The organism is Burkholderia sp. JP2-270, assembly GCF_003233675.1.
In the GTDB taxonomy this organism is placed as follows: domain Bacteria; phylum Pseudomonadota; class Gammaproteobacteria; order Burkholderiales; family Burkholderiaceae; genus Burkholderia; species Burkholderia pyrrocinia_C.
In genome coordinates this window covers 1,198,651-1,222,714 of the sequence record NZ_CP029826.1, presented here as the reverse complement: position 1 = coordinate 1,222,714, position 24,064 = coordinate 1,198,651, and the positions used below count along the sequence as shown (strand labels likewise).

The 24,064-nt window shown below is 65.8% G+C and carries 25 protein-coding genes and 1 pseudogene; 14 read left to right on the top strand and 12 right to left on the bottom strand.

The features are described from left to right. Positions 1 to 169: 169 nt before the first annotated feature. The 8 genes and pseudogenes from DM992_RS38305 to hutG all read left to right on the top strand — a co-directional run. Positions 170 to 427: pseudogene (locus DM992_RS38305) on the top strand (MFS transporter); the annotation flags it as partial. 522 nt (positions 428 to 949) lie between these two features. Then, positions 950 to 1,699, top strand: a complete 750-nt coding sequence (locus DM992_RS38300; RefSeq protein WP_111021425.1) for an IclR family transcriptional regulator — start codon at positions 950 to 952, stop codon at positions 1,697 to 1,699. 40 nt (positions 1,700 to 1,739) lie between these two features. Next, positions 1,740 to 2,513, top strand: coding sequence for a transporter substrate-binding domain-containing protein (locus DM992_RS38295; RefSeq protein WP_111021424.1), 774 nt, complete (start codon positions 1,740 to 1,742; stop codon positions 2,511 to 2,513). A 17-nt stretch (positions 2,514 to 2,530) separates the two neighbouring features. Next, complete coding sequence (locus DM992_RS38290) at positions 2,531 to 3,199, top strand: amino acid ABC transporter permease (RefSeq protein ID WP_111021423.1); 669 nt, start codon at positions 2,531 to 2,533, stop codon at positions 3,197 to 3,199. Next, complete coding sequence (locus tag DM992_RS38285) at positions 3,196 to 3,960, top strand: amino acid ABC transporter ATP-binding protein (protein WP_111021422.1); 765 nt, start codon at positions 3,196 to 3,198, stop codon at positions 3,958 to 3,960. The genes DM992_RS38290 and DM992_RS38285 overlap by 4 nt, the downstream gene beginning before the upstream one ends. Then, positions 3,957 to 4,505 carry a HutD family protein gene (locus DM992_RS38280; RefSeq protein ID WP_111021421.1) on the top strand — a complete coding sequence of 183 codons (549 nt, stop codon included), beginning with the start codon at positions 3,957 to 3,959 and terminating at the stop codon, positions 4,503 to 4,505. Before DM992_RS38285 ends, DM992_RS38280 begins: the two co-directional genes overlap by 4 nt. Then, positions 4,502 to 5,902, top strand: a complete 1,401-nt coding sequence (locus DM992_RS38275) for a formimidoylglutamate deiminase (protein WP_111021420.1) — start codon at positions 4,502 to 4,504, stop codon at positions 5,900 to 5,902. Before DM992_RS38280 ends, DM992_RS38275 begins: the two co-directional genes overlap by 4 nt. Positions 5,903 to 5,930: 28 nt before the next feature. Next, on the top strand, positions 5,931 to 6,749 hold the full coding sequence (hutG, locus tag DM992_RS38270) for an N-formylglutamate deformylase (protein WP_111021419.1): 819 nt from the start codon (positions 5,931 to 5,933) through the stop codon (positions 6,747 to 6,749). A 523-nt stretch (positions 6,750 to 7,272) separates the two neighbouring features. On the opposite strand, the gene DM992_RS38265 is transcribed toward hutG, so the two are convergent. Continuing rightward, a complete protein-coding gene (locus DM992_RS38265; protein WP_111021418.1) occupies positions 7,273 to 8,295 on the bottom strand; it encodes a PHB depolymerase family esterase in 1,023 nt (340 codons plus the stop codon). A gap of 781 nt (positions 8,296 to 9,076) precedes the next feature. Continuing rightward, entirely contained in the window at positions 9,077 to 10,312 is a 1,236-nt protein-coding gene (locus tag DM992_RS38260) for a DKNYY domain-containing protein (RefSeq protein ID WP_111021417.1), read from the bottom strand. A 416-nt stretch (positions 10,313 to 10,728) separates the two neighbouring features. Between DM992_RS38260 and DM992_RS38255 the strand changes: the two genes are divergently transcribed. After that, a complete protein-coding gene (locus DM992_RS38255) occupies positions 10,729 to 11,013 on the top strand; it encodes a helix-turn-helix transcriptional regulator (protein WP_034184404.1) in 285 nt (94 codons plus the stop codon). Continuing rightward, positions 11,003 to 12,307 (top strand): HipA domain-containing protein, encoded by a 1,305-nt coding sequence (locus DM992_RS38250; RefSeq protein ID WP_111021416.1) that lies wholly within the window; start codon positions 11,003 to 11,005, stop codon positions 12,305 to 12,307. The genes DM992_RS38255 and DM992_RS38250 overlap by 11 nt, the downstream gene beginning before the upstream one ends. Before the next feature lie 239 nt (positions 12,308 to 12,546). On the opposite strand, the gene DM992_RS38245 is transcribed toward DM992_RS38250, so the two are convergent. From DM992_RS38245 to hyfB, 8 genes are all read right to left on the bottom strand, one after another. Further along, entirely contained in the window at positions 12,547 to 12,759 is a 213-nt protein-coding gene (locus DM992_RS38245) for a twin transmembrane helix small protein (RefSeq protein ID WP_006489184.1), read from the bottom strand. Continuing rightward, entirely contained in the window at positions 12,756 to 13,106 is a 351-nt protein-coding gene (locus tag DM992_RS38240; protein WP_111021415.1) for a hypothetical protein, read from the bottom strand. Before DM992_RS38240 ends, DM992_RS38245 begins: the two co-directional genes overlap by 4 nt. A 182-nt stretch (positions 13,107 to 13,288) precedes the next feature. Further along, positions 13,289 to 13,804, bottom strand: a complete 516-nt coding sequence (locus DM992_RS38235) for a formate hydrogenlyase (RefSeq protein WP_111021414.1) — start codon at positions 13,802 to 13,804, stop codon at positions 13,289 to 13,291. Then, entirely contained in the window at positions 13,804 to 15,366 is a 1,563-nt protein-coding gene (locus DM992_RS38230; RefSeq protein ID WP_111021413.1) for an NADH-quinone oxidoreductase subunit C, read from the bottom strand. Before DM992_RS38230 ends, DM992_RS38235 begins: the two co-directional genes overlap by 1 nt. A gap of 5 nt (positions 15,367 to 15,371) precedes the next feature. Further along, positions 15,372 to 16,835 carry a hydrogenase 4 subunit F gene (locus tag DM992_RS38225; protein ID WP_111021412.1) on the bottom strand — a complete coding sequence of 488 codons (1,464 nt, stop codon included), beginning with the start codon at positions 16,833 to 16,835 and terminating at the stop codon, positions 15,372 to 15,374. Then, on the bottom strand, positions 16,828 to 17,487 hold the full coding sequence (locus DM992_RS38220; protein ID WP_034184414.1) for a formate hydrogenlyase: 660 nt from the start codon (positions 17,485 to 17,487) through the stop codon (positions 16,828 to 16,830). Before DM992_RS38220 ends, DM992_RS38225 begins: the two co-directional genes overlap by 8 nt. Beyond that, entirely contained in the window at positions 17,488 to 18,438 is a 951-nt protein-coding gene (locus tag DM992_RS38215) for an NADH-quinone oxidoreductase subunit H (RefSeq protein ID WP_034184415.1), read from the bottom strand. It lies immediately after the preceding gene. Beyond that, positions 18,432 to 20,435 (bottom strand): hydrogenase 4 subunit B, encoded by a 2,004-nt coding sequence (gene hyfB, locus DM992_RS38210; protein ID WP_111021411.1) that lies wholly within the window; start codon positions 20,433 to 20,435, stop codon positions 18,432 to 18,434. Before hyfB ends, DM992_RS38215 begins: the two co-directional genes overlap by 7 nt. Before the next feature lie 240 nt (positions 20,436 to 20,675). Here hyfB and DM992_RS38205 point away from each other — a divergent pair, with 240 nt between their 5' ends. Both DM992_RS38205 and DM992_RS38200 read left to right on the top strand, forming a co-directional pair. Next, entirely contained in the window at positions 20,676 to 21,443 is a 768-nt protein-coding gene (locus DM992_RS38205; RefSeq protein WP_111021410.1) for a YoaK family protein, read from the top strand. A gap of 156 nt (positions 21,444 to 21,599) precedes the next feature. After that, positions 21,600 to 21,785: a ribbon-helix-helix protein, CopG family gene (locus tag DM992_RS38200; RefSeq protein WP_034184418.1), complete on the top strand. Its 186-nt coding sequence runs from the start codon at positions 21,600 to 21,602 to the stop codon at positions 21,783 to 21,785. 7 nt (positions 21,786 to 21,792) lie between these two features. On the opposite strand, the gene DM992_RS38195 is transcribed toward DM992_RS38200, so the two are convergent. Together DM992_RS38195 and DM992_RS38190 are read right to left on the bottom strand one after the other, a co-directional pair. Continuing rightward, positions 21,793 to 22,629 (bottom strand): fused MFS/spermidine synthase, encoded by an 837-nt coding sequence (locus DM992_RS38195; RefSeq protein ID WP_111021409.1) that lies wholly within the window; start codon positions 22,627 to 22,629, stop codon positions 21,793 to 21,795. A 97-nt stretch (positions 22,630 to 22,726) separates the two neighbouring features. Continuing rightward, a complete protein-coding gene (locus DM992_RS38190; protein WP_034184663.1) occupies positions 22,727 to 23,071 on the bottom strand; it encodes a zinc ribbon domain-containing protein YjdM in 345 nt (114 codons plus the stop codon). Between the two features lie 426 nt (positions 23,072 to 23,497). On the opposite strand from DM992_RS38190, the gene DM992_RS38180 reads away from it, so the two are divergent. After that, complete coding sequence (locus tag DM992_RS38180) at positions 23,498 to 23,749, top strand: HPr family phosphocarrier protein (RefSeq protein WP_111021407.1); 252 nt, start codon at positions 23,498 to 23,500, stop codon at positions 23,747 to 23,749. 65 nt (positions 23,750 to 23,814) lie between these two features. Then, complete coding sequence (locus tag DM992_RS38175; protein ID WP_111021406.1) at positions 23,815 to 24,036, top strand: hypothetical protein; 222 nt, start codon at positions 23,815 to 23,817, stop codon at positions 24,034 to 24,036. The last annotated feature ends 28 nt before the right edge of the window (positions 24,037 to 24,064 follow it).

The following is a 24,064-nucleotide window of genomic DNA, read 5'->3' as shown; positions in this document are numbered from 1 at the left end:
GGGCATCTCGTCATCTAGCCGCCGCAGCGCATCGAGAAATTTCACGTTATGGCGAGCAAGGGGCAACACTATCGGATCGTCTTCGGGGGCTGTGGCGTGGCTGGCCTGCAGATCGCGTCCACAATCGGCGCTCGAACTGTGCCCGAGCGCCCCCCCCCAGGCTCACCTGATGGTCCGTAGCGCGGTGGCGCGCGCCACCTTCGGCACGGCGCTGGAATGGTTCGACTTCGCGTTGTACGGTGTCGTCGCGGCGACGATCTCCGAAGCTGTTCTTTCCGTCACTCGACCCGACCGCGTCGCTGGCAAGCTTCTGGGCGGGACTCGCGGCCCGTCCGCTCGGCGCGGTGATCTGCGGCACGCTCGGCGCAACCTGATGCTGGTCACGGTGTCGGTGATGGGTCCGTCGTCGTTCCGGATGGGCCTGCTCACCGTCACTTCATCAAGGGCCGTGATCGACCCTGAACCGCCGGTCGCTGGATCATGATTTTGGCGTCGGGTAATGAATGCGGATTCAACCGCAGGGCCGAAATCTAAAAAATCACAGAACGCGATGTCATGGTGGCCGCGCCCTGATCAAACGACGCGTCAAACGAGGCCATGTGTCGGAAGAAACCATGGCTGCTTTCGTCCGACCAGTCGACGAGCCATGCGAGTGGCTCAAGCCGGCAGGTCCAAATTCAAAAGAGCTAACTTCAGTGCCTAGCGCAGTGCGATCGAGGCGACGTTGGCGTTGCCGTCTAATACACGATGGCGCTGTTGCGTCTGCTCGCCTGCGTAACGATTGCGACGTTCGCATTGCGGTACTGCTGCGGCTGAACATGGTTTTAGGTATGAGATTGTGTAAACCCTAACTCAGCATTCCCACTGAATGGGAATCGCATTTTTGTCCAGCGGGAGCGACGTGGCATTCTGCGCCATCGGAATCGCATCTCTTCGGGCAAGACTCAAGGTGAATCAGGAATCCAGCGTCATCGGCGCCGAGCGCCTGCTGCTCGTACTTACTGCGCTCGCGAGCCACGGTAAAGCCATGTCCGTGAAGGACATGCTCGGCGTGACCGGCCTCGCGCAAAGCACGCTCTATCGCCAAATCACGCTGCTTAAGCGCTGGGGCTTCGTGACGGAGGACGCGGGCTGCTATGCCCCCGGTCCCGTGAGCTTGCAGCTCGCACTCGGCTTCGACATCAATTCGATGCTGGTCGAAGCGAGCCGCGACGGCATGGCGGAGCTCTCGCGCGCGACGCAGGAGAGCGTCGGGCTCATCATCGCCGTGAACGATCAGGTGATCTGCCTCGAGATGGTCGAGAGCACGCACTCGCTGCGTTGCTCGTTCGAAAAAGGCCGCGCGGTGCCGTTGCGCGCGGGCGCGTCCGCCAAATCGCTGCTCGCCTTCATGGCGGAGAAAACGCGCAACGAAGCGCTGGAGCGCCAGTTCGCCGGCGACGACGCGGCGCGCGCCGCTCTTGAAACGGAGCTCGAGCGCATTCGCGCGCGCGGTTACGCCGTGAGCGACAGCGAAGTCGATCCCGGCGTCTGGGGCGTGAGTGCGCCCGTGTTCCGGCGCATGTCGCGCGGCACGGGCGCGAGCGCATCGATCACGCTGATGGCCCCGTCCTCGCGCGCGGCGGGCCGCGAACAACAACTCGCCGACTGGACCGTGCGAACGGCCAACAGCATTTCCACCCGACTGCAATCTGCCTGAACCTCACTCAACCACGACCACACACTCTGGAGCCCGCACCATGAAACTGAAAACCCTTCTCTCCGCTGCAAGCCTCGGCATGGCGCTGCTGACGGCGATCGCGCCCGGCACGGCATCCGCGCAGGATTCGAACGTGCTCAACGTTGCAACCGACGCGACCTTCCCGCCGATGGAATTCGTCGACAAGGGCCAGCGCACCGGCTTCGACATCGACATCATGAACGCGCTGGCCAAGGCGATGGGTAAGCAGGTCCAGTGGACGGACATCGACTTCAAGGGGCTCATTCCGGGTCTTGTGGCACGGCGGTTCGACGCGGCGATCTCGGGCATCTACATCACGCCTGAGCGCGCGCAGGTTGTCGACTTCACGCAGCCGTACTTTGCGGGCGGTCTCTCCGCGCTGGTCAAGGCGGACTCGCCGATCAAGACTCTCGCCGATCTCAACGGCAAGAAAGTGACCGTGCAGGTCGGCACGAAGTCGGTAAATTTCCTGCGCGACAACTATCCGCAGGTGCAGCGCGTGGAAGTTGAAAAGAACCAGGAGATGTTCGATCTCGTCGGTATCGGCCGTGCCGACGCCGCCGTCACCGGCAAGCCCGCCGCGTACCAGTTCGTGCGCACGCGCCCCGGTTTCCGCGTGCTGGACAAGGAACTGACGACTGAAGCGTACGGCATCGCGGTGCGCAAGGACGAACCGCAACTACGCGACAAGATGAACGCCGCGCTCGCGAAGATCAAGGCGGACGGCACCTACGACGCCATCGTGAAGAAGTGGTTCAGCACGGGCGCCAGCACCTCGGCAAACGCGAAGTAATCCGGCGGACCTGACTCATGATACTCGACTTCACGCCGGCATTCGCCGGTTGGGCCGACATCGCGCACGGCGCGCTGGTCACAGTTGAAGTGACCGCCGCCGCGCTCGTGCTCTCGTGCCTGCTCGGCCTCCTGATTGGCATCGGCCGGCTCTATCCGCAACGGCGGCTCGTCTACGGCTTTTGCACCGGCTACCTGATCTTCTTCCGCGGCACACCGCTGCTCGTGCAGCTGTTCCTGCTGTTCTTCGGCCTGCCGCAGTTCGACATCCTGCTGCCCGCGTTCGTCTGCGGCATGCTCGGGCTCGGGTTGTATTCGGCGGCCTACGTGTCGGAAATCGTGCGCGGCGCGATCCAGTCCGTGGATCGCGGACAGATGGAAGCGGCGCGCTCCATCGGCATGTCGTCGGGACAGGCCATGCGCGCGATCATTCTGCCGCAGGCCATCGTGCGCATGATTCCCCCGCTCGGCAACGAGTTCATCGCACTGATCAAGAACTCGGCCCTGGTGTCGCTGCTGACAATTCACGATCTCATGCACGAAGGCCAGAAGATCATCAGCGTGTCCTACCGGTCGCTCGAAGTGTATATCGTGATCGCGCTCGTGTATCTCGTGCTCACGCAAACGACCAACTTCATTCTTCATCGCGCTGAACGTCGGTTACGCGCAGGAGGCATGGTGCAATGAGCAACGCTCAACCTATCGTCAGCATTCGCGAACTCACGAAGTCGTTCGGCGCGCATCGCGTATTGAACGGCATCGACTTCGACATCCAGCCGAGCCAGGTCGTGGTCGTGATCGGACCGAGCGGTTCCGGCAAGAGTACGTTTCTGCGCTGCTGCAACGGGCTGGAGCAGCCCGAGCGCGGCACGATCGATATCTGCGGCCAACGGCTCGTCGATCACGGCACGATGCTCAAGGACCGCCCACTCAACGCGCTGCGCACCGAAGTGGGCATGGTGTTCCAGTCGTTCAACCTGTTCCCGCATCTCTCGGTGCTGCACAACATCACGGTGGGTCCGCGCATGCTGCGCGGCGCCTCGAAAGCCGACGCCGAAGCCGCTGCGCTTGCCCTGCTCAAGAAGGTGGGTCTCGAGCACAAGGCGGATGCGATGCCTGCGAGCCTCTCGGGCGGCCAGAAGCAGCGCGTCGCCATCGCGCGGGCTTTGGCGATGCAGCCGCGCGTCATGCTCTTCGACGAACCGACTTCCGCGCTCGACCCCGAACTCGTGGGCGAAGTGCTGCAGGTGATGAAGCTGCTCGCCTCCGAAGGCATGACCATGCTCGTTGTTACGCACGAGATGGGCTTCGCGAAGGAAGTGGCCGATGTCGTGGTCGTGATGGATGGCGGCGAGATCGTTGAAGCGGGGCCACCCGCGCAGATTTTCTCGACGCCCACGCAACCCCGCACCCGCTCGTTCCTGCAGGCCGTGCTGTCGCGCGCGTGAACTCGACCTTGATACGCGGCGCCGCGCTCGTGGCGTCGCCGTGGAAAAACGGCGGCGGCATCACGCGCGAAGTCGCGTCCTGTGCGCACGCGTGGCGCGTGAGCATTGCCGATATCGATCGCGACGGGCCGTTCTCGCGTTTCGACGGCATCGACCGCCTGTTGATGGTTCTCGACGGCGCAGGGATGACGCTCGGTGGCGCAGGCGTCCTGGGTGCGTTTGACGTTGCGCACTTCACCGGCGAAGCGCCGGTGACGGCGCACCTCGCAAACGGCACGGTGCGGGTGTTCAACCTGATGACGTACCGCGGCGCGGCGCGCGCCTCGGTCGACATCGTGCGCGCGCCGGGGCGCCGGACCTTCGCCGCGGATACGGCGTTGCTGCTTTGCGCGCAGGGATCGGTCGAGGTGCGGGCCGGGCCGGCGTGCATCGCGCTGACGCCACTCGACACGCTGCGCATCGACCGGGCGAATCCCGTCGAGATCGCCATAGAAGGAGATGGCGTGCTGGTGTGCACGTCGCTGAATACGGAAGCCGACTCTTGAATTTATCCCCGAAATCGCTCTTCGCAGCCCATGCGCTGCTGCCTGACGGCTGGCGCACCAACGTTCTGATCGAGTGGAACGACGCGGGTACGCTCGTCGCCGTTACGCCCGACACAACCACCGCGCCGGCGGATGCCGGGGTCGCAGCGGGGCCGGTCATTCCGGGCATGCCGAACCTGCATTCGCACGCGTTTCAGCGCGCCATGGCCGGCCTCACGGAATACCGCGCCAATCCCACGGACAGCTTCTGGAGCTGGCGCGACCTGATGTACCGCTTCGCCGCACGCATCACGCCCGAGATGCTCGGTGCGATAGCGCGCTGGCTGTATGTCGAGATGCTCAAGGCGGGCTATACGTCCGTCTGTGAGTTCCACTACGTGCACCACGCGCAGGACGGCGGCCGTCACTCGCATCCGGCCGAACTCGCGCAGCGCGTCGTGGATGCCGCGAGCGAGACCGGCATCGGCATGACGATGCTGCCGGTGCTCTATCAGTACAGCGGCTTCGGCGCACAACCGCCGCGCGCCGACCAGCGCCGCTTCATCAACGCGACCGACGCCTTTCTGGAGCTTCTCGGCGCGCTGCGCGCCGCGCGTCCGGAACACGGCGCGCTGCGTTACGGAATCGCGCCGCACTCGCTGCGCGCTGTATCGGAGGATTCATTGCGCGCCGCGCTCGAAGGACTCGACGCGATGTCGCCCGGCGCACCGGTGCATATCCACATTGCGGAGCAGACCGCGGAAGTAGATGCCTGCGTCGCGGCGCTCGGCGCACGGCCCGTGCAATGGCTGCTCGAGCGTTTCGACGTCGACGCGCGTTGGTGCCTCGTGCATGCGACGCACGTCGACGAACGCGAAACGCTTGCACTCGCGAAGAGCGGCGCGATAGCGGGCCTGTGCCTCACGACTGAAGCGAATCTCGGCGACGGCCTGTTCCCCGCAAGCGACTACCTCGATGCAGGAGGCGCATTCGGCGTCGGCTCGGATAGCCATATCGGCGTGGACTGGCGCGCGGAACTGCGCCTGCTCGAATATGGCCAGCGGCTCGCGCGGCGTCAGCGCAACGTGCTGGCCTCGCCGCAGGCATCGCATGTCGCCGACCGCCTGTTCCAGGGCGCGCTTGCGGGCGGCGCACGTGCGACCGGCCGCGCGGCCGGCGCCCTCAAGCAGGGCGCGCGAGCGGACTGGATCGTGCTCGATCCTGACCATCCCGATCTCGCGGAGCAGACCGGCGCGACGTGGCTGTCGTCCGCCGTCTTTTGCGAGCACGGCGAAACACCGGTGCGCGACGTCTTCGTCAGCGGCGAGCGCGTGATCCACGAGCGCCGTCATCGCGACGAAGCCAGGCTTTACGCGGACTATCGCCGGGCGTTGGCGCAGCTTCTCGCCGACGCCTGAGCGCAACCGTCAACCGATCCCAGGCACCATGAACGATCTCTTCTCACTCGACCGCGGCGATGCGCCGCTGATGATTTCCATTCCCCATCTGGGCACGCACATCCCGGTTGCGCTGCGCGACCGGTACACCGATATCGCGCTGACCGTCGCTGACACTGACTGGCATCTGGACCGCCTCTACGGATTCGCCCGCGCGCTCGGCGCAACGATTCTAGGTGCGCGCGTGTCACGTTACGTGATCGACCTGAACCGGCCGTCGAACGACGAAAGCCTATATCCGGGGCAGACCACCACGTCGCTGTGCCCGACCGAGACCTTTCGCGGCGAGCCGCTGTATCGCGACGCTTGCGCGCCGGACGCGGCCGAACGCAATCGCCGCGTGGCCACTTACTGGCAGCCGTATCACGACGCCCTGCATGAAGAACTGACGCGCCTGCGCCGCCAGCATCGCAACGTGCTACTGTGGGAAGCGCACTCGATCGCGAGCGTGCTGCCACGGTTATTCGAAGGCAAGCTGCCGGACCTGAACATCGGCACCCAGGATGGCCGCACCGCCGCGCCTTCCGTGCAGGAAGCGGTGCAGCGCGTCGCCGCGGCGAGTCCGTTCACGTGGATTGCGAACGGCCGCTTCAAGGGCGGCTTTATCACACGGCACGCCGGCGCGCCGCATGACGGCGTGCATGCGGTGCAACTGGAGATGTGCCAGTCCACCTACATGAGCGAGAACGCGCCGTTCGACTATCTGCCCGAGGTCGCGAAGAAAGTGGAGCCGGTGGTACGCGGCATGGTGAATGGTGCGCTCGACGCAATCGTCAAGCTGACTCCGGACGTCTCGCGGGCGAAATGAGCGCGATACTTCTTTGCCGCGGGACCTCTTAGAAATACATTCTGAACACCACGAGCGCCCATCCAACCGAGCAGGCACGCTCTGTCCAATACACGCTCGCAGAACTTCGCCAGCGCTCGGAGCAGGCGGGCGTATTTCGAATGCAGAAGTGAAAGTCCCGCAGCGTCGGAGAGAGTGAAGCGCATTGAAAAGTGCTGCGGCCCCGTGACTACGTCGGCTAAGGTCGACAGCTCAGGTCGGCGCTCTGTGCTGAAAGACCGCTTGTTGGCTTGACGAGCCCCCTGAATGTCTCGCGCCTTAATCGAGTCAAGGTCCCTTTTTGGCCGAACGCCGCCGGCCGCCGCCCTGTGACGCGCGACCGGCGCAGATCGACCCACAAGCGACGGTCAATCCGCTCCGATGCGGTCGTACAGATGACTGACGTCGCGGCGCGGAAGGATTCATGAGAATCGTAAATCTCGCCGTGTCCGGATTCTTCTGTATGGCATTGAACTCACCGTGTGAGCACACACGTGCTCGCGCGTTACGGCTTGGAGAGCAGTCGGCCGACCATGGCGTTAACCGCAGTAAGCTGGGAACCCGATTTCACCGCGTAATCGGGACCCGTATAACCGAACCAGTCCCAGCAACCTTGCGGATTGAACGGGATCGTGGACGCATTCACCTGCGGATACAGAACGAGGATGTTGTTCGTGTCGGCCCAGTAGTTGTAGTTGGTCTTCTCATAGAAATCGTCGCCAACCACAGCTGCCGACTGCTTGCATCCATGGAATGCGACGTGAACCTTGCACGCCGCTCCCTGATCGCACGACTTAGGCACGTAGACGAATCCCGTGTCCGCCATGCCGGTCGCAGATGCTGCGAATTCGCGCTGACTGAACGGCACGATTCTCCCGGTCAGGCTCTTCGCTGGCGGCTTTAAAGGGCCGTAGATGTACTGCAGCAACGCGCCGGCCTGGTCGTACCTCTGCTTGCCGACCTCGCAGTGGCTGATGTATGGAGGCGCATTGTCAGCACACACGTTGCCGAACGACGGTGTAATGAATGCGTGACCAGCCGGCACGTTATTCACGTACTTCAGGTTCGACGCAGGGACGCCGGCCTCCTTGAAGAACGACACTGTCGAGTCGACTGCCTGTTGGTAGACAACTGTGTCTTTCGTTCCGCTGAACACGTAGATCCGCGCCTTCTGAAGGTTCGATAGTGGGTCAATCTGATTCAGCGAAGCAAAGCCTGCGGCGGCGGTTACCATCAGCGTCGAGTTCGGCGGAACGAACGGTACCTGCCCCATGCAGATCGAGGCGTTAAACAAGTTCCCTGCCGCGCAGTAGTACGGACCGCCGGCGACCACGCCAGCCCCGACTACGGAACCGGAGTACGCGACCTGGTACTGGACCGCCATGAAGGCACCCGACGACAGGCCGGACACCGACGTCTGCGACGGGTCACCGTGGTACGACGGCAGCGCATCAGCGGCCAGCGCGGCATGGGTTAGGGCAGCAGCGAGCGCAAGAGCGGTAATGGCGAGGCGAGGATGCAATTTCATCGTGATACCTCCTGTGGCATAGCGAATGAAACGGACGTCGAGCGAAAGGACGACTTGCTGAGAAACCTTGCCGTTCGTCGCGGCTGTGCAATGCGCTCGGCCCAGTACGTTGCGTACGCGGTCACGCATCCCGCACGAAGGGCCGCACCTCGATCGGACCGACAACAGCCGCCGCGGCGACCACGATATAGGCGACACATCGATGGCCGATTTCCGCGGCTCCGTCACCGTCATGCCGCCACTGTGCCGATCTGGCGCGTTTGAGGGCTTGAGTGGGGTGCGAAATTCGTATGATGAAGCATCATCGACGTAAAAAAACCGTCAACCCCGTATTCTTTTTTGTGTGTGAGATTTGCAACGTCGTCGTATTACTGTCATCCGGGGCATCTTGGCGTCTTCGATTGCGGCGCAACGCAATCGACAGTTTTGTACCGTTTTGTATGCAAACTCGACCGGCTCTTGTTGGCCGAGATGGAATGGACACCGCCCATGCAGTCGTCCAGGGCGTGTCCGGGGCGGGGCGTCGCGACTGAACGATTCGCATACCGAGAATCGTATATAAATCATGCCTCTACGGTCGTGCAGGGGAGTGTACGACGCGAATTGACGACTTTGCTTCGGACATAGACGAAGTGACGACATTATTTCGGTGAGATTGTCGATAATGTCGTCAACTCGGGCGCCAAGAGCCACGTGCGACGGGTACCTCGAATTGACATCTTTGCTTTGCTCTACAGCAACGGGCGGCTGCGCCGCGCGCGAAACCGTCCGATCGAGACTTTCAGGATTGCGTCGATGAATCCGGCACGCGCACGACGCCATCCGGATATCCAAGGTCGATCAACCCGTGTTTGTCGCGGATGCTCATCGACGACACGACGTCCACGCTCGCGCGGTCGACGCCGTCGCAAACGGCCAGGTTCGTGTTGGTCCGGTAGTAGACGCGATGATCATCGACCGCATAGAACCGCGTCAGAAAGCGCAGGCTTTTCGCGTCGATCCCCGGCAACGGCTTGCGATAGCTCTGCCCCCACAGCACGTGGCCGTCATCGTCGACCAGCACGTCGTGAAAGACGGCGCGCGCCGTCTCGACGTCGATCCCCCCCGGCTTGGTCACGATCTTGCCGTCGTAAAGAATCTGCGCGCCGAGCCGTGCATACCGGTAACCGAGGCTGACCACGCGGGCCGGATCGGCGATGCCGCGCTTGCGCACGCCGGCACAGAACAGGTGCTTCGCATCCCGTGCGTACGCGCCGCCGATATGGGTCAGGCTGGCGACGTCCGCCTTGACCACGGTCAGATGCCATTCGCCGCGATCGTAGATATCGGGGCCGAAATAGTAGGCCTGCCGTGCATCGCGATACCAGTCGCCGCCCAGCGATTCCAGCGTCGCGGCATCGCCATCGGTGATCAGCCCTTCGCCTTCGTCGTCGTAGCCGAACGCGGCGCCGCTCGCGTAGTAGCGCAGCCCCGACGCATCGACGGCAAAGTTGTCGACCAGATGCCGAAAGCTGCCGAGATCGAAATTGTTGAGCGCACGATACCGATGCCCGCTGCCGATGCGGGCCCATACGCGTTCGCCATCGGTATGGAACGGCCCGCCGAGCGGCGCAAGCGGCTCCGTCCGCGTGTCGCGCTCATGCCGCGCTTCGGCCTCCTGCTGTCGCTGCGCCTCCTCGGCGTCGTAGCTCGCCTGCTGCTCCGGCGTGACCGCCGATGCCTCCAGATGCCGCTGCATGTGGAGCGCATGCAGCGACTGCACGGTCGCGATGCAGGACACCGCATGCGGGATCGAGCGCAGATACAGTGCCCAGTCCTCGTCGTCGCATCGGTAGAACCAGTGCCCCGCCTCGCCGTCCCATCCGGCCGGGTCCGTGCGCGCGAGCAGCGCCGCCTTGACGTCCTTGACCTTGCCGGGCACGACGAAAGAGAGGCTGTAGCCGGTCTCGCCGAAGACGTCGAGACTGTCGTCGTCGAACAGGCTTCGCATCAGTTTTTCGAGTTCTTGTACGGTCATGGGTTCATGTCGATCGGGTGACGGGCCACGGAATGGACCGCTGTGCCGCGGTCATTCTAACGATGTCGACGCGCGCTGCCGACCGCTGCACAGCGGCGTTGACGCGCGCCGTACGATCGTCGGACAGACGTGTCGGTCCGGACGCGCACAACGGTAGCGTCAGCGTCGATGCACGCCGTCCCGTGCCCGGGTTGCACGCGCGGCCGGCCGGCTCCGCCCGCACGCCATTCACGTATCCGTTCGGATACGGAAATGCCGTTGTCCGCAATTCCACGCCATCCGGTTCCCGATCGGGAACGGAACGATCATCCAGCCGCCCACGGAGCGCTTCCGTTTCCGAACGGATACGAATCAATGCCCGAACCCGTAAATTGTGCAATACTGTTCCCGCTCAGATACGAAGCACGGAGAACGTCATGCCGGAGACTCGGTCCGTCAACACGATCGGCGCCCTCGCCAACCTCATTCGCGCCGTGCGGCTCCAGCAGGGGTTCACGCGGGACGAACTCGCGAACGCCACGGGGCTCTCGCCGAAATTCATCAGCCAGGTGGAAGCCGGGAAGCCGACCGCGCAAATCGGCAAGGTGCTGCTGCTGCTCGGCGAACTGGGCGTGAGCCTGTTCGCGCAGTCGTCGATCGAGATTTCGGCGGAAAACGCGCTCAAGGCCGCGCGACGCCGCAGGAGCAGCCATGGCGGCTAGAACGTTGATCGCGTCCGCGAACGGGCTGCGCATGGGCAGGCTGACCGACGACAAAGGCATCTGGTCGTTCACGTACGATGCACAGTGGCTCACCTCGCCGCACGCGTACCCGCTGTCGCCCGCTTTCGCGCTGCGCGCCGGCACCTTCACCGACAGCTCGACCGATCGCCCGGTCCAGTGGTTCTTCGACAACCTGCTGCCCGAAGAAGGCATGCGGACGTCGCTCGCGCGCGAGGCGAAGGTCGATGCCGCCGATGCGTGGGGCCTGCTCGCCTACTTCGGGCGCGAATCGGCCGGCGCGCTCACGCTGCTGGCCGAAGGCGAGCAGGAAGCGGCCGGCAGCATGCAGCCGCTTGGGCTCGACGAGCTCGAGCGCCGCATCCAGGCGATGCCCGAGCACGCACTGACGGCCACCGCGCCCAAGCGCATGTCTGCGGCCGGCGCGCAGCAGAAACTGCTGCTGATCCTGCGCGGCGACGCGCCGAACTATGCGCTGTTCGAACCGGTGGGCAGCGAGCCGTCGATGCATCTGCTGAAACCGGACATGCGCGCCGCCGGCTATCCGCATTCGGCGATCAACGAGTTCTTCTGCATGAAGCTCGCGAAGCGGATGGGCCTCGACGTTCCGGACGTGCATTTTCTTCGCGCGCCGTCCGCGTGCTACGTGATCGACCGCTTCGACCGCGACACCGCGTCGGAGCCGGCCGGACGCCTGCACACGATCGATGCGATGCAGTTGCTGAACTACGATCGCGGCTTCAAGTACCAGCGCGCGAATGCGGAGGAGCTCGGCCGCGCGATCGGGCAGACCAGCACGCGCGCACTCGCGCGCCTGTCGGTGTTCCGCTGGACGATCTTCAACGTGGTGGTCGGCAATGGCGACGCGCACCTGAAAAACCTGTCGTTCTTCGTCGACGCGCGCGGCTACCGGCTTGCGCCGTTCTACGACATCGTCAGCACGGTCGTCTATCACACGCCCACGCACCGGCCAGACCATCGCGGCGACCACTGGCCGCACTGCGAACTGACGATGCCGCTCGGCACGGCGACGCGCTTCTCCGACATCGACATGGGCGCGCTGATCGCGTTCGGCAACGCGCTCGGGCTCAAGGAGAAGGCGGCCGAAAGCGAGCTCCGGCGCTTTCTCGAACCGCTCGATCGCAGCGTCGCGCAGACGCTCGATGAAGTGCGCGAGATCGCCCGCCCCGATGCCGGGGAAATCCGCCTGCTGAACTCGATTGCGTCGATGCCGATCGCGGAGATGAGCCGCGCGCTTCGTCAGGCGCGCGGATGAGCGGCTGCACGCGGACAGCGCGTCGGCAGAATGCCGCTGCCCTCGCCGGCGCACGCACACCGGGCTGCGATTTCATCGCGGCCCGGTGATACGAAATGACCGTTTCGACGTTGCAATCCCACTGACCGCATTCATCCGCATCAACCGTATCGGGATAAGTATTCTTATCACAACACCTCTATTCCAGAATAAAACTTGCATTTGAGAAAACGCCCCGCATGCAGCGGGGCGTGTCCTGCTCAACGCCCGATCGGCAACCCGGTCGGCTCGATCCAGCCGAGCTTGTACGCGATCAGCAGCGACAGAAACAGCGTGACCGACAGCCCGACGCGTGCCGCAAGCGACCACGCCATCCGCTTGGACTTGCCGCGATCGTGATTCATGAAATACAGCGCGAAAATCAGGCTCGCGATGATCATCGCGAATGCCACGGAGACCAGCAGAGTTTTCATGGGTGTTGCCTTTGAAGATCCGAATCGGCCTGAATCAGTTCGGCCAGTTTTTGTCGTTCGTCCGCGATGCCGCCGACGCCTGATGCCGGCCAGTCGAGCGCGACGCCGTTGCCCAGCGAATCGCGCACGAGTGCCTGGTAGCGCCGGTCGTTGATCCGGCCGTGGTCCATCGCTTCCGAGATCTCGTGCCGGAACGGCAGCGGGAAACTTGCATACGAACGCGACAGCGCCGCATATTGTCTCGCATCGATCTCTTTCGACGATGGTATGACGGTCCAGATCACCACGGCCACGATGGCCGTGAAAGGGATCGCCGTGTAGCGAAGAATGAATTTGATGGGTGTCATGAAGCAGGAGTCGAAGTCATGGCGAGCGAGCCGGATATCCGGCTCGTCAGCCGATAAAAGCGGGGATAAACACAGGATTCGGCCGCGCTCCCGGCGCCGGTCGCGCCGCACGGCCCGGTCGCGGCACGATGATCGCAGGACCTCCGAACGAACGCGCTGAAAGTCGCCACGGCCCCGCCACGTCAAACACCGCGCGCCCGGCAGGCCGTCAGGATCCCGCGCAACAAGTCGCGAGGCGGCGGCGGGCAGCCGGGAATCGTCACGTCGACCGGCAGGATCGACGCAACCGGGCCGCACACCGCGTAACTTTCGGCAAAGATGCCGCCCGTGCACGCGCACTCGCCGGCCGCGACGACGAGCTTCGGCGCCGGCGTCGCGTCGTATGCGGCGAGCACGGCCGCCCGCATGTTCAGCGTCACGGGCCCGGTCACGAGCAGCAGGTCCGCATGGCGGGGACTCGCGACGAACTTGATGCCGAGCCCCTCGATGTTGTAGTAGGCGTTGTTCAGCGCATGGATCTCCAGCTCGCAGCCGTTGCAGGATCCCGCGTCGATCTGCCGGATGCAGAGCGCGCGCCCGAGCAGATCGAGAATGTCCTGCCGGATGCGCCCCTCCTCGCGACGCCACGCATCCTCCGCCGCCGGCACGGGCTCGTCGGGAAAATCGGTGCGCGCAAACTGCCGGATAAGCTGCCACATCAGAGGTCGTGCCCCGCGTAATTCAGGTTGAACGATTTGTTGATCAACGGAAAATCGGCAACGATGTTGCCGATGATCGCATGTTCGAGCGCCGGCCAGTTCTGCCACGACGGATCGTGGCAATGGCACCGCGCGATCGCATCGCCCGCTTCCGTCTCGAGCGCGACGAATATATCGCCGCGCCATCCCTCGACCCAGCCGATCCCGCGGGCAGGCGCCGCGGCGGGCGCCATGTCGACGGCAACCTCGCCCGCCGGCAGATTCGCCAGCAGCACGCGCATCACGCGCACCGATTCGTCGATCTCGGCGAACCGCACGGCCACGCGCGCGGCGACGTCGCCGCGCGGATCGCTCGCCGCGTTGACGGCGACCTCGTCGTACGGCGCGGGCCGCATCGCCGCACGCACGTCGAACGCGTGAGCGCTGGCGCGGGCGGCCAGGCCGCGCACGCCGAAATGCGCGGCGACCTCGGCGGTCAATCGGCCGGTGCCCACGAACCGGTCCTGCAGCCCCGACTGGTCTTCGTAGATCGTCCGCATGACGCGCACGTCATGTTCGATGCGTTCGCACGTGTCCGCCAGGCTCGCGACGCTGTCGGGCCCGACGTCGACCGCCACGCCGCCGGGCACGATCCGGTCCATCAGGTATCGATGCCCGAACGCGCGATCGTTCATCCGCACCCAGTCCTCCTTGAGCCGGGAAAACTGCGCGAGACCGAACCCGAACCCGGCGTCGTTGCCGAGCGCGCCGAGATCGCCCAGGTGGTTCGCCACGCGTTCGCGTTCGAGCAGGAGCGCGCGCAGATACAGCGCGCGCTTCGGCACTGCGGTGCGGCACGCGTGCTCGAGCGCCATGCAATAGGCCCAAGAGAACGCGACGGTCGAATCGCCGGCGATCCGGCCCGCGACCCGATGGCCGTTCGACGCGGCCGTCCGCTCGAACAGTCGCTCGACGCCGCGATGCACGTAGCCGAGGCGCTCCTCGAGGCGCAGCACCTTCTCGCCGACGACCGAGAAGCGGAAATGTCCCGGCTCGATGATGCCGGCGTGGATGGGCCCGACCGCGATCTCGTGCACGCCGTCGCCGGCCACTGGCACGAACCGGTAGTTCGCCTCGTTCGATTCGAACGCCTCGACACCGCTCGCCGAGCGTTGCAGCGGGAAATAGTCGTCGGGCCAGTTGCCGTGATTGAGCCACGGCCGTGTGTCCTGCGCGCCGCGCGCGCTCAGGCCGGTCAGGTCGAAGATCGCCCGCTGCATCCGGGCGGCGGACGGAAACAGCGGCGCCAGATCGGGGAAATCCCCGCTGGCGTCGGGCTGCCGCCCGGTCGCGAGACGCACCCACAGGATGCCGTCGTCGCATTCGTACGCGGCGTTCACCGCAAAACCCGCGTCGCGCGCGTCGCCGCCCCACATCGCGACGAGCCGGCTCCGCTCCGAGCGCGCGACGCGCGCCGCCTCGAGCCACCCCGCCGGGTCGACTTCCATCAGCGCCGCGCGAACCTGGCCCGCCCGGCATTCGAGCAGGACCGCGGCCTCCCTGGGTATCGATTCGAGTCGCATATGCGTCACCCCGCCAGCATCGTCGCGGCCTGGCGATACCAGGTCGCCAGATAAGGCGGCACGTACAGGCCGAGCATCAGGCCGAGCGCCAGGTGGACGAACACCGGCAACAGCGCCGGCCGGTGTCCGAGCGGTTTCGCCGTCGTCGTGCCGCCGAACACCATCCGCTGCACGCGCGCGAAGATCGCCGCGAAGGCGACGGCGAGCCCGAGCAGCAGCAACGGCGCCGTCCACGGCAGCGTGTTCATCGCGGTCGTCAGGATCAGGAATTCGCTCGCGAACACGCCGAACGGCGGCAGGCCGAGAATCGCGAGCGTGCCGAGCATCATCCCCCAGCCGACGGTCGGGCTGACCTGCAGCAGGCCGCGAATGCCGTCGATCGCCTGCGTGCCGGCCTTCTGCGCCGCATGGCCGACCGCGAAGAAGATCGCCGACTTGACGAGCGAGTGCACCGTCATGTGCAGCAATCCGGCGAAGATCGCGACCGGCCCGCCGAGGCCGAAGGCGAACGTCACCAGCCCCATGTGCTCGATCGACGAATACGAGAACAGCCGCTTCACGTCCTTCTGCCGGAACAGCGAGAACGACGCGACCAGCACCGACACGAGCCCGAACCCGACCAGCAGCCGCCCCGGCAGCCCGTTGCCGAGCGCGCCGTCGGCCAGCACCTTGCAGCGCAGTACCGCATAGAGCGCGACGTTCAGCAGCAAGCCGGACAGCACCGCCGAGATCGGCGTCGGGCCTTCGGCATGCGCGTCCGGCAGCCAGCTGTGCATCGGCACGAGGCCGACCTTCGTGCCGTAGCCGACGAGCAGGAACACGAAGGCGATCGACACGATGGTCGGGTCGAGGTGCGCCTTGACCGCGACGAGGCTCGTCCACAGCAGCGCCTCCCCGCCGGCCAGCTGCCGGCTTGCGGCGAGGTACAGCAGGATCGTGCCGAACAGCGCCTGCGCGATGCCGACGCCGCACAGGATGAAATACTTCCACGCGGCCTCGAGGCTCGCGGCCGTCCGGTAGACGCTGACGAGCAGCACGGTCGCCAGCGTCGCCGCCTCCATCGCGACCCACAGCACGCCGAGGTTGTTGGTCAGCAGCGCGAGCAGCATCGCGAACATGAAGAGCTGATACATCGCGTGATAGAGCCGCATCCGCGCGGCCGTCATCCTGCCGCGATCCTCCTCGACCTGCATGTACGGACGCGAGAACAACGACGTCGTCCAGCCGACGAACGCGGTCAGCGCGACCAGGTAGACGTTGAGCGGATCGACGAAGAACGCGCCGTCGAACACGCTCGACGGGCCGTTTTCGACGGTGTGCGCGGCGAGCGCGAGCGTCGCCGCGAACGTCGCGAAACTGAAACTGGCGTTCAGGTTGCGCGCGACGCGGCTGGACCGCACGCACGCGAGCGTCGCGGCGGCCGCGAGCGGCAGGCCGAGCACGGCGAGCATGACCTGGGCCTCATTCATCTTTGAGCGTCTCGAGGTGATGGATGTCCAGGCTGTCGAACTGCTCGCGGATCTGGAACATGAACACGCCGAGGATCAGGATGCCGACCAGCACGTCGAGCCCGATGCCGAGCTCGACGATCATCGGCATCCCGTTGGTCGCGGCCGTCGCCGCGAAAAACAGCCCGTTCTCCATCGACAGGAAGCCGATCACCTGCGGAATCGCCTTGGCGCGCGTGATCATCGCCATGAACGACAGCAGCACGCAGGCGAGCGCGATGCCGAGCGCGCCGCGCGCGACCGAGGTCGCGAGCTGGCTGATCGGCGATGCGACGTTGAACGCGACGATCACGAGCACGATGCCGATCAGTTGCGTGGTCGGGATGTTGATGAGCGGCTCGACGTCGGCGCGCACGTCGAGCCGGCGCACCAGCCGATACAGGAGCCACGGGATCACGCCGACCTTCAGCACGAGCGTCAGCCCGGCGGAGACAAACAGGTTCGCGTCGCCCGTCAGCACGCCGAGGATCAGGTTGGCCGACACGAGCGCGACGCCCTGCAGCGTATAGAGATGGATCAGCGACAGCGTGCGTCGCTGGCTCAGCATCGCGAACGACAGGATCAGCAGCAGCGCCGCCAGGAAGTTGATCAGTTGCGTCGCGTAGCCGTGCATTCACGCCCCCAGCAGGATGTGCACGAGCATGCCGATCACCGCGAGCAGGAACGCGGTAGCGAGAAACTCGGGCACCCTGAACAGCCGCATCTTCGCATTGACGGTCTCGACCGCGGCGAGCGCCGCGCCGCCCGCCATCAGCTTGACGAACAGCACCGGCACCGCCAGCAGCAGCGCGAGCGGGTTACCGGCCTCGGCGATGCCCCACGGGACGAACAGCGCGAGGCCGATGCACGAATAGGCGAACAGCTTGAGGCTCGCCGCCCATTCCATCAGCGCGAGATGCCGCCCCGAGTATTCGAGCATCAGCGCCTCGTGGATCATCGTCAGTTCGAGGTGGGTGGCCGGATTGTCGACGGGCAGCCGTGCGTTTTCGGCAAGCGACACCAGCGTGAACGCGATGCCGGCAAACGCCAGGCTCGGATAGAGCGTGAGCTCGCCGCGCCCGAGCGTGCCGACGATGCTCGTCAGCAGCGTTGACTGCGTGATCAGCGACGCGGACAGCAGGACCATCAGCAGCGCCGGCTCCGCGAGGAAGCCGATCAGCATCTCGCGCCGGGCGCCGAGCGTGCCGAATGCCGTGCCGATGTCCATCGCGGCGAGCGACAGCGCGACGCGAGCGAGCGCGAACAGGCCGACGAGCGCGATCGCGTCCGCGGCGGGCGACAGCGGCAGTTCCGTCGACAGCGTCGGCACGATCGCGCACGCGAGCGTCATCGCGGCCCATACGACGTAGGGCGCGCCGCGGAACACCGCGCTCGCGCCGTGCGCGACGACCGATTCCTTGTTGAACAGCTTGTGGAGCATCCGGTACGGCTGCCAGACCGACGGCGCGCGCCGGTTCTGCAGCCACGCGCGGCACTGGTTGATCCAGCCGGACAGCAGCGGCGCGGCGGCGAGCGCCACCACGATCTCGAGGATCTGCGATACCACGCCGGAGACGGTCACCATCTTCTCACCAGCATCAGGAGCAGGATCAGCACCGCGAAGCTGTAGGTCAGGTAGACGGCGATCCGGCCCGTCTGCAGCCGGCCCGCCCATTCGGCCGCGCGCAGCGTGATCGCCGCGATGCGCTCGTAGAGCAGCCAGGTGCGATCGGCGACCGACACCCGGTACGCGGGCTGCGCGTCGAACGGCGACGGCACCTGCCGCTCGATGCGCAGCAGCGGCGCGAAAATCTCGCGGATCGGCTGCCCGAACCCCTCGGCCGTGTCCTGCATCCGCGTGGTCGGAAACGGGAAGCCGCAACCCCATGGCGCGGCGCGGCGCAGCCGGCCGTGGTAGAAGCGCCGCACCAGCAGCCACGCGAGCCCGCAGCACGCGACGAAAAACAGCATGAACACGGCCGGCATGTAGCTCGCGCGCGCGGTCGACACCGGCACGAACAGCAGCCAGCCGTGATTGTCCGCGCCGACGCCGGCGCCGACGAGCCCGCGCGTGACCGGATCCAGCAGCTTGACGAACTGCGCGGGCATCAGCCCGAGCAGCACGCTGACCGCCGCGAACCAGCAGAACGCGAGCCGCTCCCACGCATTCGCGTCGCGGGCGCGGCTCAGCTTGGCTTCCCGCGGCTGCCCGAGAAACACGATGCCGAAGAACTTGACCATCGTGTAGCCGGCGAGCGCGGCCGACATCGCGACCAGCGCGGCCGCGATCGGCACCGTCATCGCCAGCACCGAATCCGGCAGGCCCGGCGTGAACAGGAACGCCTGCAGCAACAGCCACTCCGCGACGAAACCGCTCAGCGGCGGCAGGCCCGCGCTCGCCGCGACGCCCACGAGCACGGCCCAGGCCGTCCACGGCATGAAACGGATCAACCCGCCGAGCTTGCCGAGATTGCGCTCGCCGGTGGCGTGCAGCACGGCGCCCGTCCCCAGGAACAGCAGGCTCTTGTATGCCGCATGCGCGACGACCTGATAGAGCATCGCGGTCAGCGCGAGTGCCGCCAGGGTCGTCATGCCGAACGCACGAAACAGCACCGCGAGCCCGAGCGACACGAACATCAGGCCGATGTTGTCGATCGACGAATAGGCGAGCAGGCGCTTCATGTCGACCTGGATCGTGCTGAAGACCACGCCGAGCAGCGCGGTGCCGCCGCCGAGCACGAGCAGCAGCACGCCCCACCACGCGATCTGCACGTGCAGCAGGTCGAACACGGTGCGCAGCAGCCCGTACAGCCCCACCTTCAGCACGAACCCGCTCAGGAGCGCCGAGACCGGGGACGGTGCGGCCGGATGCGCATCGGGCAACCACACATGCAGCGGAAACACGCCCGCCTTCGCGCCGAAGCCGACGAGCGCGAGCAGGAACGCGAGCGACGCCCACGTTGCATCGAGCGACTGGGTGCGCATGTTCGCGAACGTGTAATCGCCGGTGCGCGCCTGCAGGATGCCGAAGCACAGCAGCAGCGCGAGCGCGCCGACATGCGAAATCAGGAAATACAGGTAACCCGCACGGCGGATTTCGCCGATCCGGTGGTTGGTCATCACGAGGAAGGTCGCGGACAGCGTCAGCGTTTCCCACGCGACCATGAACGCGTAGGCGTCGTCCGCGACGAGCACGAGCGCGATGCTCGCGACGCACACGTGATATTCGCAGCAGATGAGCCCGGGCGCGGCGCCCTCGCCCTTGCGGAAGTAGCCGGCGGAAAACGCGCCGATCCCGGCGCTGACGAGGCCGAGCACGAACAGGAAATAGCCGGACAGGCGGTCGAGCCGCAGATGGAACGGCAGGCCGGGCAGCCCGATCGGCAGCACCGCGACGGACGGCTCGGCAAACACGCCCGCGAGCCCCGCGGCCGCCAGCAGCAGACCGCCGAGCGCACCGAGCGGAAACAGCCCGTGTGCGACGACTCGCGTGCGATGCAGCGCCCCGAGCCCCAGCGCGCCGATCGCGAGCCAGGCGGCCACGACCAGCAGCACGAAATGGACGACCGGCACGGGTGCCATCCGGATTGTCTCCAGTACGCTCGGGTTGAACGGGGGCATGGAACGGCGACGGCAGGCGCGCCGGCTCCATGCGCATTATTGCATCGAAAGCGCAATCTGGCTAACAGAACATGATAATTGCATTATCATACAAGCCACATGATTCGAGAAAGCCGGCGCCCTCGCGGGCCGCCCGTTCGGCCCGAAGGGCGCCGTGCGGCGCGTCCGCGCCCTCGATCCCGGCGATTGAGCGAAACCCTTATGCCAGCGCAGTACTTTCGAAGCCTGACGGGAAAACACCGCAGCGCGACCGCGAACCGCCAGCTCGGTTTTTCGCTCGCGTTCGTCGCCGGCGCGACCAACGCGGGCGGCTTCCTTGCGGTCAGGCAATACACGTCGCACATGAGCGGCATCGTGTCGGCGATCGCCGACCAGGCGGCGCTCGGCGACATTCCGCTCGCGCTGGCCGGCATCAGTTCGCTGGCGTCGTTTCTCGTCGGCGCCGGCTGCTCGGCGGTGCTCGTCAACTGGGGGCGCCGCCGCGGCCTGCACAGCCAGTACGTGCTGCCGCTGCTGGTCGAGGCCGTGCTGCTCCTGCTGTTCGGGCTGCTCGGCAGCCACCTCGCGCTGTGGGAGGCGTTCTTCGTGCCCGTGACCGTGATCCTGCTGTGCTTCATCATGGGGCTGCAAAACGCGATGATCACGAAGCTGTCGGGCGCGGAGATCCGCACGACGCACATGACCGGTATCGTGACCGACCTCGGCATCGAGCTGGGCAAGCTGTTTTACTGGAACCGCTCGGCCGTCGACGTGGACATGCATGCGGTCGTCGCCAACCGCGCGAAGCTGAGGATTCACGCCACGATGCTGGCGTCGTTCTTCGTCGGCGGCCTGGCCGGCGCGATCGGCTTCAAGTACGTCGGCTACGTGTCGACGGTACCGCTCGCCGGCATGCTGGTCACGCTCGCGATCGTGCCCGTGGCCGACGACGTGCTGACCTGGCTCTGCCGGCTCGATCGCCGGCCCTGAGCCGGCGCAAAACCCGCCCCGTGCGCACGCATCCGGGCGGAACGTCCGGCTGGACGGCCGGACCGCACGGCAACCGGCCGGACAACCGTTTCTGCCGTGGCGCCAAACGCAGATGTATTATAATTTGATTAACATATCCGCCGACCCGTCCGCGCAATGGAAACGAAGACCGCCCGCCTGACCGTCCTGATCGATCCCGCCAAGAAGGAAGCATTCGAGATGCTCTGCGCGGCGCAGGATCTCACGCCGTCGCAAGTCGTACGTCAGTTGATCCGCGAGTATCTCGAGCATCACGGCGTGACCTACAAGACCAAGAGCCCACTCGGCAAGCGCATGAAGTAACCGCGGGTCAAGCCCCGATTTCCCAGCGCCCGGGTGCCTGGTCGCGCCAGACCAGCCGCGCCGGATCGATGCCCGCCCCGCCCTTCACCCGCCGGGCCGTGGAGGCCAGCTTCAGTTCGCCGGCAAAGGCGAACTGGAGCGCGCGCTCGAGCAGGATGCGCAACGACGGCAAGCGATCGCCGCCCTTCCATGCGAACGCGATGAAATTGTTGTCGTCACCGCACGGGACCAGCGCATACGACGCACCGAACACGGCGCGCAGCCGCTCGAGGTACAGCGGCAGCGCCGGATCGTCGTCGGTGAAGTTGATCGCGAGCACGCCCGCGTCGTTCAGCCGCTCGCGGCACGCCGCGAAGAACGCGGCGCTCGCGCACCGGCCCGGCATGCCTTCGGCGACGAACGCGTCGTGCAGGATCACGTCCGCGCGCACGTCCGCCTCCGTCATGTAGTCCGCGCCGTCGGCACACACCACCCTGAAGCGCGCGTCGTCTGCAGGAATCCTGAACACGTCGCGCAGCGCGATCACCTCGGGATTGATCTCGACCGCATCGATCGCCGTGTCGGGCAGATGCCGGTGGCAGTATTTCGCCAGCGAGCCGCCGCCGAGCCCGAGCATGCAGATGCGCGCGGGCGCGGGCTGCAGCAGCAGGAAGCCCATCATCACGCGCGTGTAGCCGAGCGCGAGCCCGGCCGGATCCTTCAGCGACATGAAGCTCTGCGTGGCGAGATGATCGAAGTGCAGCGACACCGCATGGCGCGTCTCGAGCACGAACGGCCGGCCATCGTGCAACGGCGTCGACAGGAATCTGACGAACGCATCGTAGGAGGTTCGATCCTCTGCCATACTCGCTATGCCCGGGTAGTCAAACAGTCGAAGCCGCTCGATGCGCGTGCGGCCGGCCGCGCGAACGAAGCGCCGCCGTCGCGGCGCACGCGCGCAATCACACCTTCTTCAGGAAACAGGCCTTCAGCATGAAGCCGCCGGCGTCCGTCTTGCAGTCGACTTCGTGATCGCCGCCGACGATCCGGATGCTCTTGACCTTGGTGCCCATCTTCAGCGTGATCGACGAGCCCTTCACGCGCAGGTCCTTGATCAGCACGACCGAATCGCCGTCCGACAGCACGTTGCCGTTCGCGTCCCTGACGACGTCGCCGGCCGCTTCATCGCCGGCTTCGGCACCGGCCGTCGCCGACCATTCGTGACCGCAGTCCGGGCACACGTAGAGCGTGCCGTCCGGGTAGGTGTTTTCCATCGCGCATTGCGGGCAGGCAGGGGCGGCGTTCATTGCAGCTTCCATTCGGGATGAGTTCGGGTCGGTCGATAAAGAAATACCCTGCGAGCAGGCTGCGCGCCCGGGCAAGGGTGCCCGGGACACGCCCGCCAACGGAGTGGCGAGCCGTCATCGGCGCACACAGCATTATAATGCAATACACATAACCTGACCCATGTATTATAATCCCAATCTCGCGACATTCGGCGAACTTGAAGGCGGCTTCAGCGAGGATGCCGGCATGTTCGCACCGAATGATGCACCTCGACCACCCGATCGACGCCCCGCGCCCCCGCGGGAAACCGTGAAAGGCCGGCCACCCGATGTACGCGACACGTGTCGTGAAACCGCGTTTCGCGCGCCCCCGCTGTGTTACCGGCCCGGCGCCGCGTACCGCCCCGACCACCCGTCCGGAGGCTTTCCAGCATCGTGGCAACCGTTGTGTACGTTCAAATCGGCCCCGCGTGGAACCGCAACCGCGGCTGTGCCGCACGAGACGCGGCCGTCGACGCGGCTCGCCGCTTCGAAAGCGACATCCTGCTGATCGCGAACGGTCAGGGCGAGAACGCGAAGGACGGCGCCGCCATCGCGTCCCTGCAGGTACACGGCGGCACGGCGGCCCAGGTGCTGGCTACCGGCCCCGACGAGGAAGCGGCGCTGCACGCGCTGATTCCATTGCTGCAGGCACGCTGACGCTTGCACCGCCAATCTCGCGGCATTGCGCCGCCCACCCCGAATCTCCAATCCCCGAGGAAGCGATGAGCGACAACGACACGTCCAACACCCCCAACCTGTCAGCCTCCGCAATCTGGGCGCTCGAACGCCTCGCCGACGTTCGCTACGGACGCGATGCGCCGGCGCTCGGCTGGTCGATCGCGCGGGAGCTCGTCAGCGCAGGTTTCGTCAACCATCCCGTGCACGGCCGCTCCGGCGCGTCGATCACGGCCGAAGGGCGGACTTTCCTGAAAAGCCGGAAGTAGAGCGCCGGCGAGCCGCCGGGCTCGCGCT

What these genes read in the sequence shown, in the direction of transcription:
- DM992_RS38245 (WP_006489184.1), bottom strand. Translation starts at nt 12,759, where the DNA reads ATGAAAACTCTGCTGGTCTCCGTGGCATTCGCGATGATCATCGCGAGC.
- DM992_RS38235 (WP_111021414.1), bottom strand. Translation starts at nt 13,804, where the DNA reads ATGTGGCAGCTTATCCGGCAGTTTGCGCGCACCGATTTTCCCGACGAG.
- DM992_RS38255 (WP_034184404.1), top strand. Translation starts at nt 10,729, where the DNA reads ATGCCGGAGACTCGGTCCGTCAACACGATCGGCGCCCTCGCCAACCTC.
- DM992_RS38215 (WP_034184415.1), bottom strand. Translation starts at nt 18,438, where the DNA reads ATGGTGACCGTCTCCGGCGTGGTATCGCAGATCCTCGAGATCGTGGTG.
- DM992_RS38205 (WP_111021410.1), top strand. Translation starts at nt 20,676, where the DNA reads ATGCCAGCGCAGTACTTTCGAAGCCTGACGGGAAAACACCGCAGCGCG.
- DM992_RS38195 (WP_111021409.1), bottom strand. Translation starts at nt 22,629, where the DNA reads ATGGCAGAGGATCGAACCTCCTACGATGCGTTCGTCAGATTCCTGTCG.
- DM992_RS38190 (WP_034184663.1), bottom strand. Translation starts at nt 23,071, where the DNA reads ATGAACGCCGCCCCTGCCTGCCCGCAATGCGCGATGGAAAACACCTAC.
- DM992_RS38175 (WP_111021406.1), top strand. Translation starts at nt 23,815, where the DNA reads ATGAGCGACAACGACACGTCCAACACCCCCAACCTGTCAGCCTCCGCA.
- hutG (WP_111021419.1), top strand. Translation starts at nt 5,931, where the DNA reads ATGAACGATCTCTTCTCACTCGACCGCGGCGATGCGCCGCTGATGATT.
- DM992_RS38265 (WP_111021418.1), bottom strand. Translation starts at nt 8,295, where the DNA reads ATGAAATTGCATCCTCGCCTCGCCATTACCGCTCTTGCGCTCGCTGCT.
- DM992_RS38285 (WP_111021422.1), top strand. Translation starts at nt 3,196, where the DNA reads ATGAGCAACGCTCAACCTATCGTCAGCATTCGCGAACTCACGAAGTCG.
- DM992_RS38295 (WP_111021424.1), top strand. Translation starts at nt 1,740, where the DNA reads ATGAAACTGAAAACCCTTCTCTCCGCTGCAAGCCTCGGCATGGCGCTG.
- DM992_RS38220 (WP_034184414.1), bottom strand. Translation starts at nt 17,487, where the DNA reads ATGCACGGCTACGCGACGCAACTGATCAACTTCCTGGCGGCGCTGCTG.
- DM992_RS38200 (WP_034184418.1), top strand. Translation starts at nt 21,600, where the DNA reads ATGGAAACGAAGACCGCCCGCCTGACCGTCCTGATCGATCCCGCCAAG.
- DM992_RS38260 (WP_111021417.1), bottom strand. Translation starts at nt 10,312, where the DNA reads ATGACCGTACAAGAACTCGAAAAACTGATGCGAAGCCTGTTCGACGAC.
- DM992_RS38240 (WP_111021415.1), bottom strand. Translation starts at nt 13,106, where the DNA reads ATGACACCCATCAAATTCATTCTTCGCTACACGGCGATCCCTTTCACG.
- DM992_RS38225 (WP_111021412.1), bottom strand. Translation starts at nt 16,835, where the DNA reads ATGAATGAGGCCCAGGTCATGCTCGCCGTGCTCGGCCTGCCGCTCGCG.
- hyfB (WP_111021411.1), bottom strand. Translation starts at nt 20,435, where the DNA reads ATGGCACCCGTGCCGGTCGTCCATTTCGTGCTGCTGGTCGTGGCCGCC.
- DM992_RS38230 (WP_111021413.1), bottom strand. Translation starts at nt 15,366, where the DNA reads ATGCGACTCGAATCGATACCCAGGGAGGCCGCGGTCCTGCTCGAATGC.
- DM992_RS38290 (WP_111021423.1), top strand. Translation starts at nt 2,531, where the DNA reads ATGATACTCGACTTCACGCCGGCATTCGCCGGTTGGGCCGACATCGCG.
- DM992_RS38250 (WP_111021416.1), top strand. Translation starts at nt 11,003, where the DNA reads ATGGCGGCTAGAACGTTGATCGCGTCCGCGAACGGGCTGCGCATGGGC.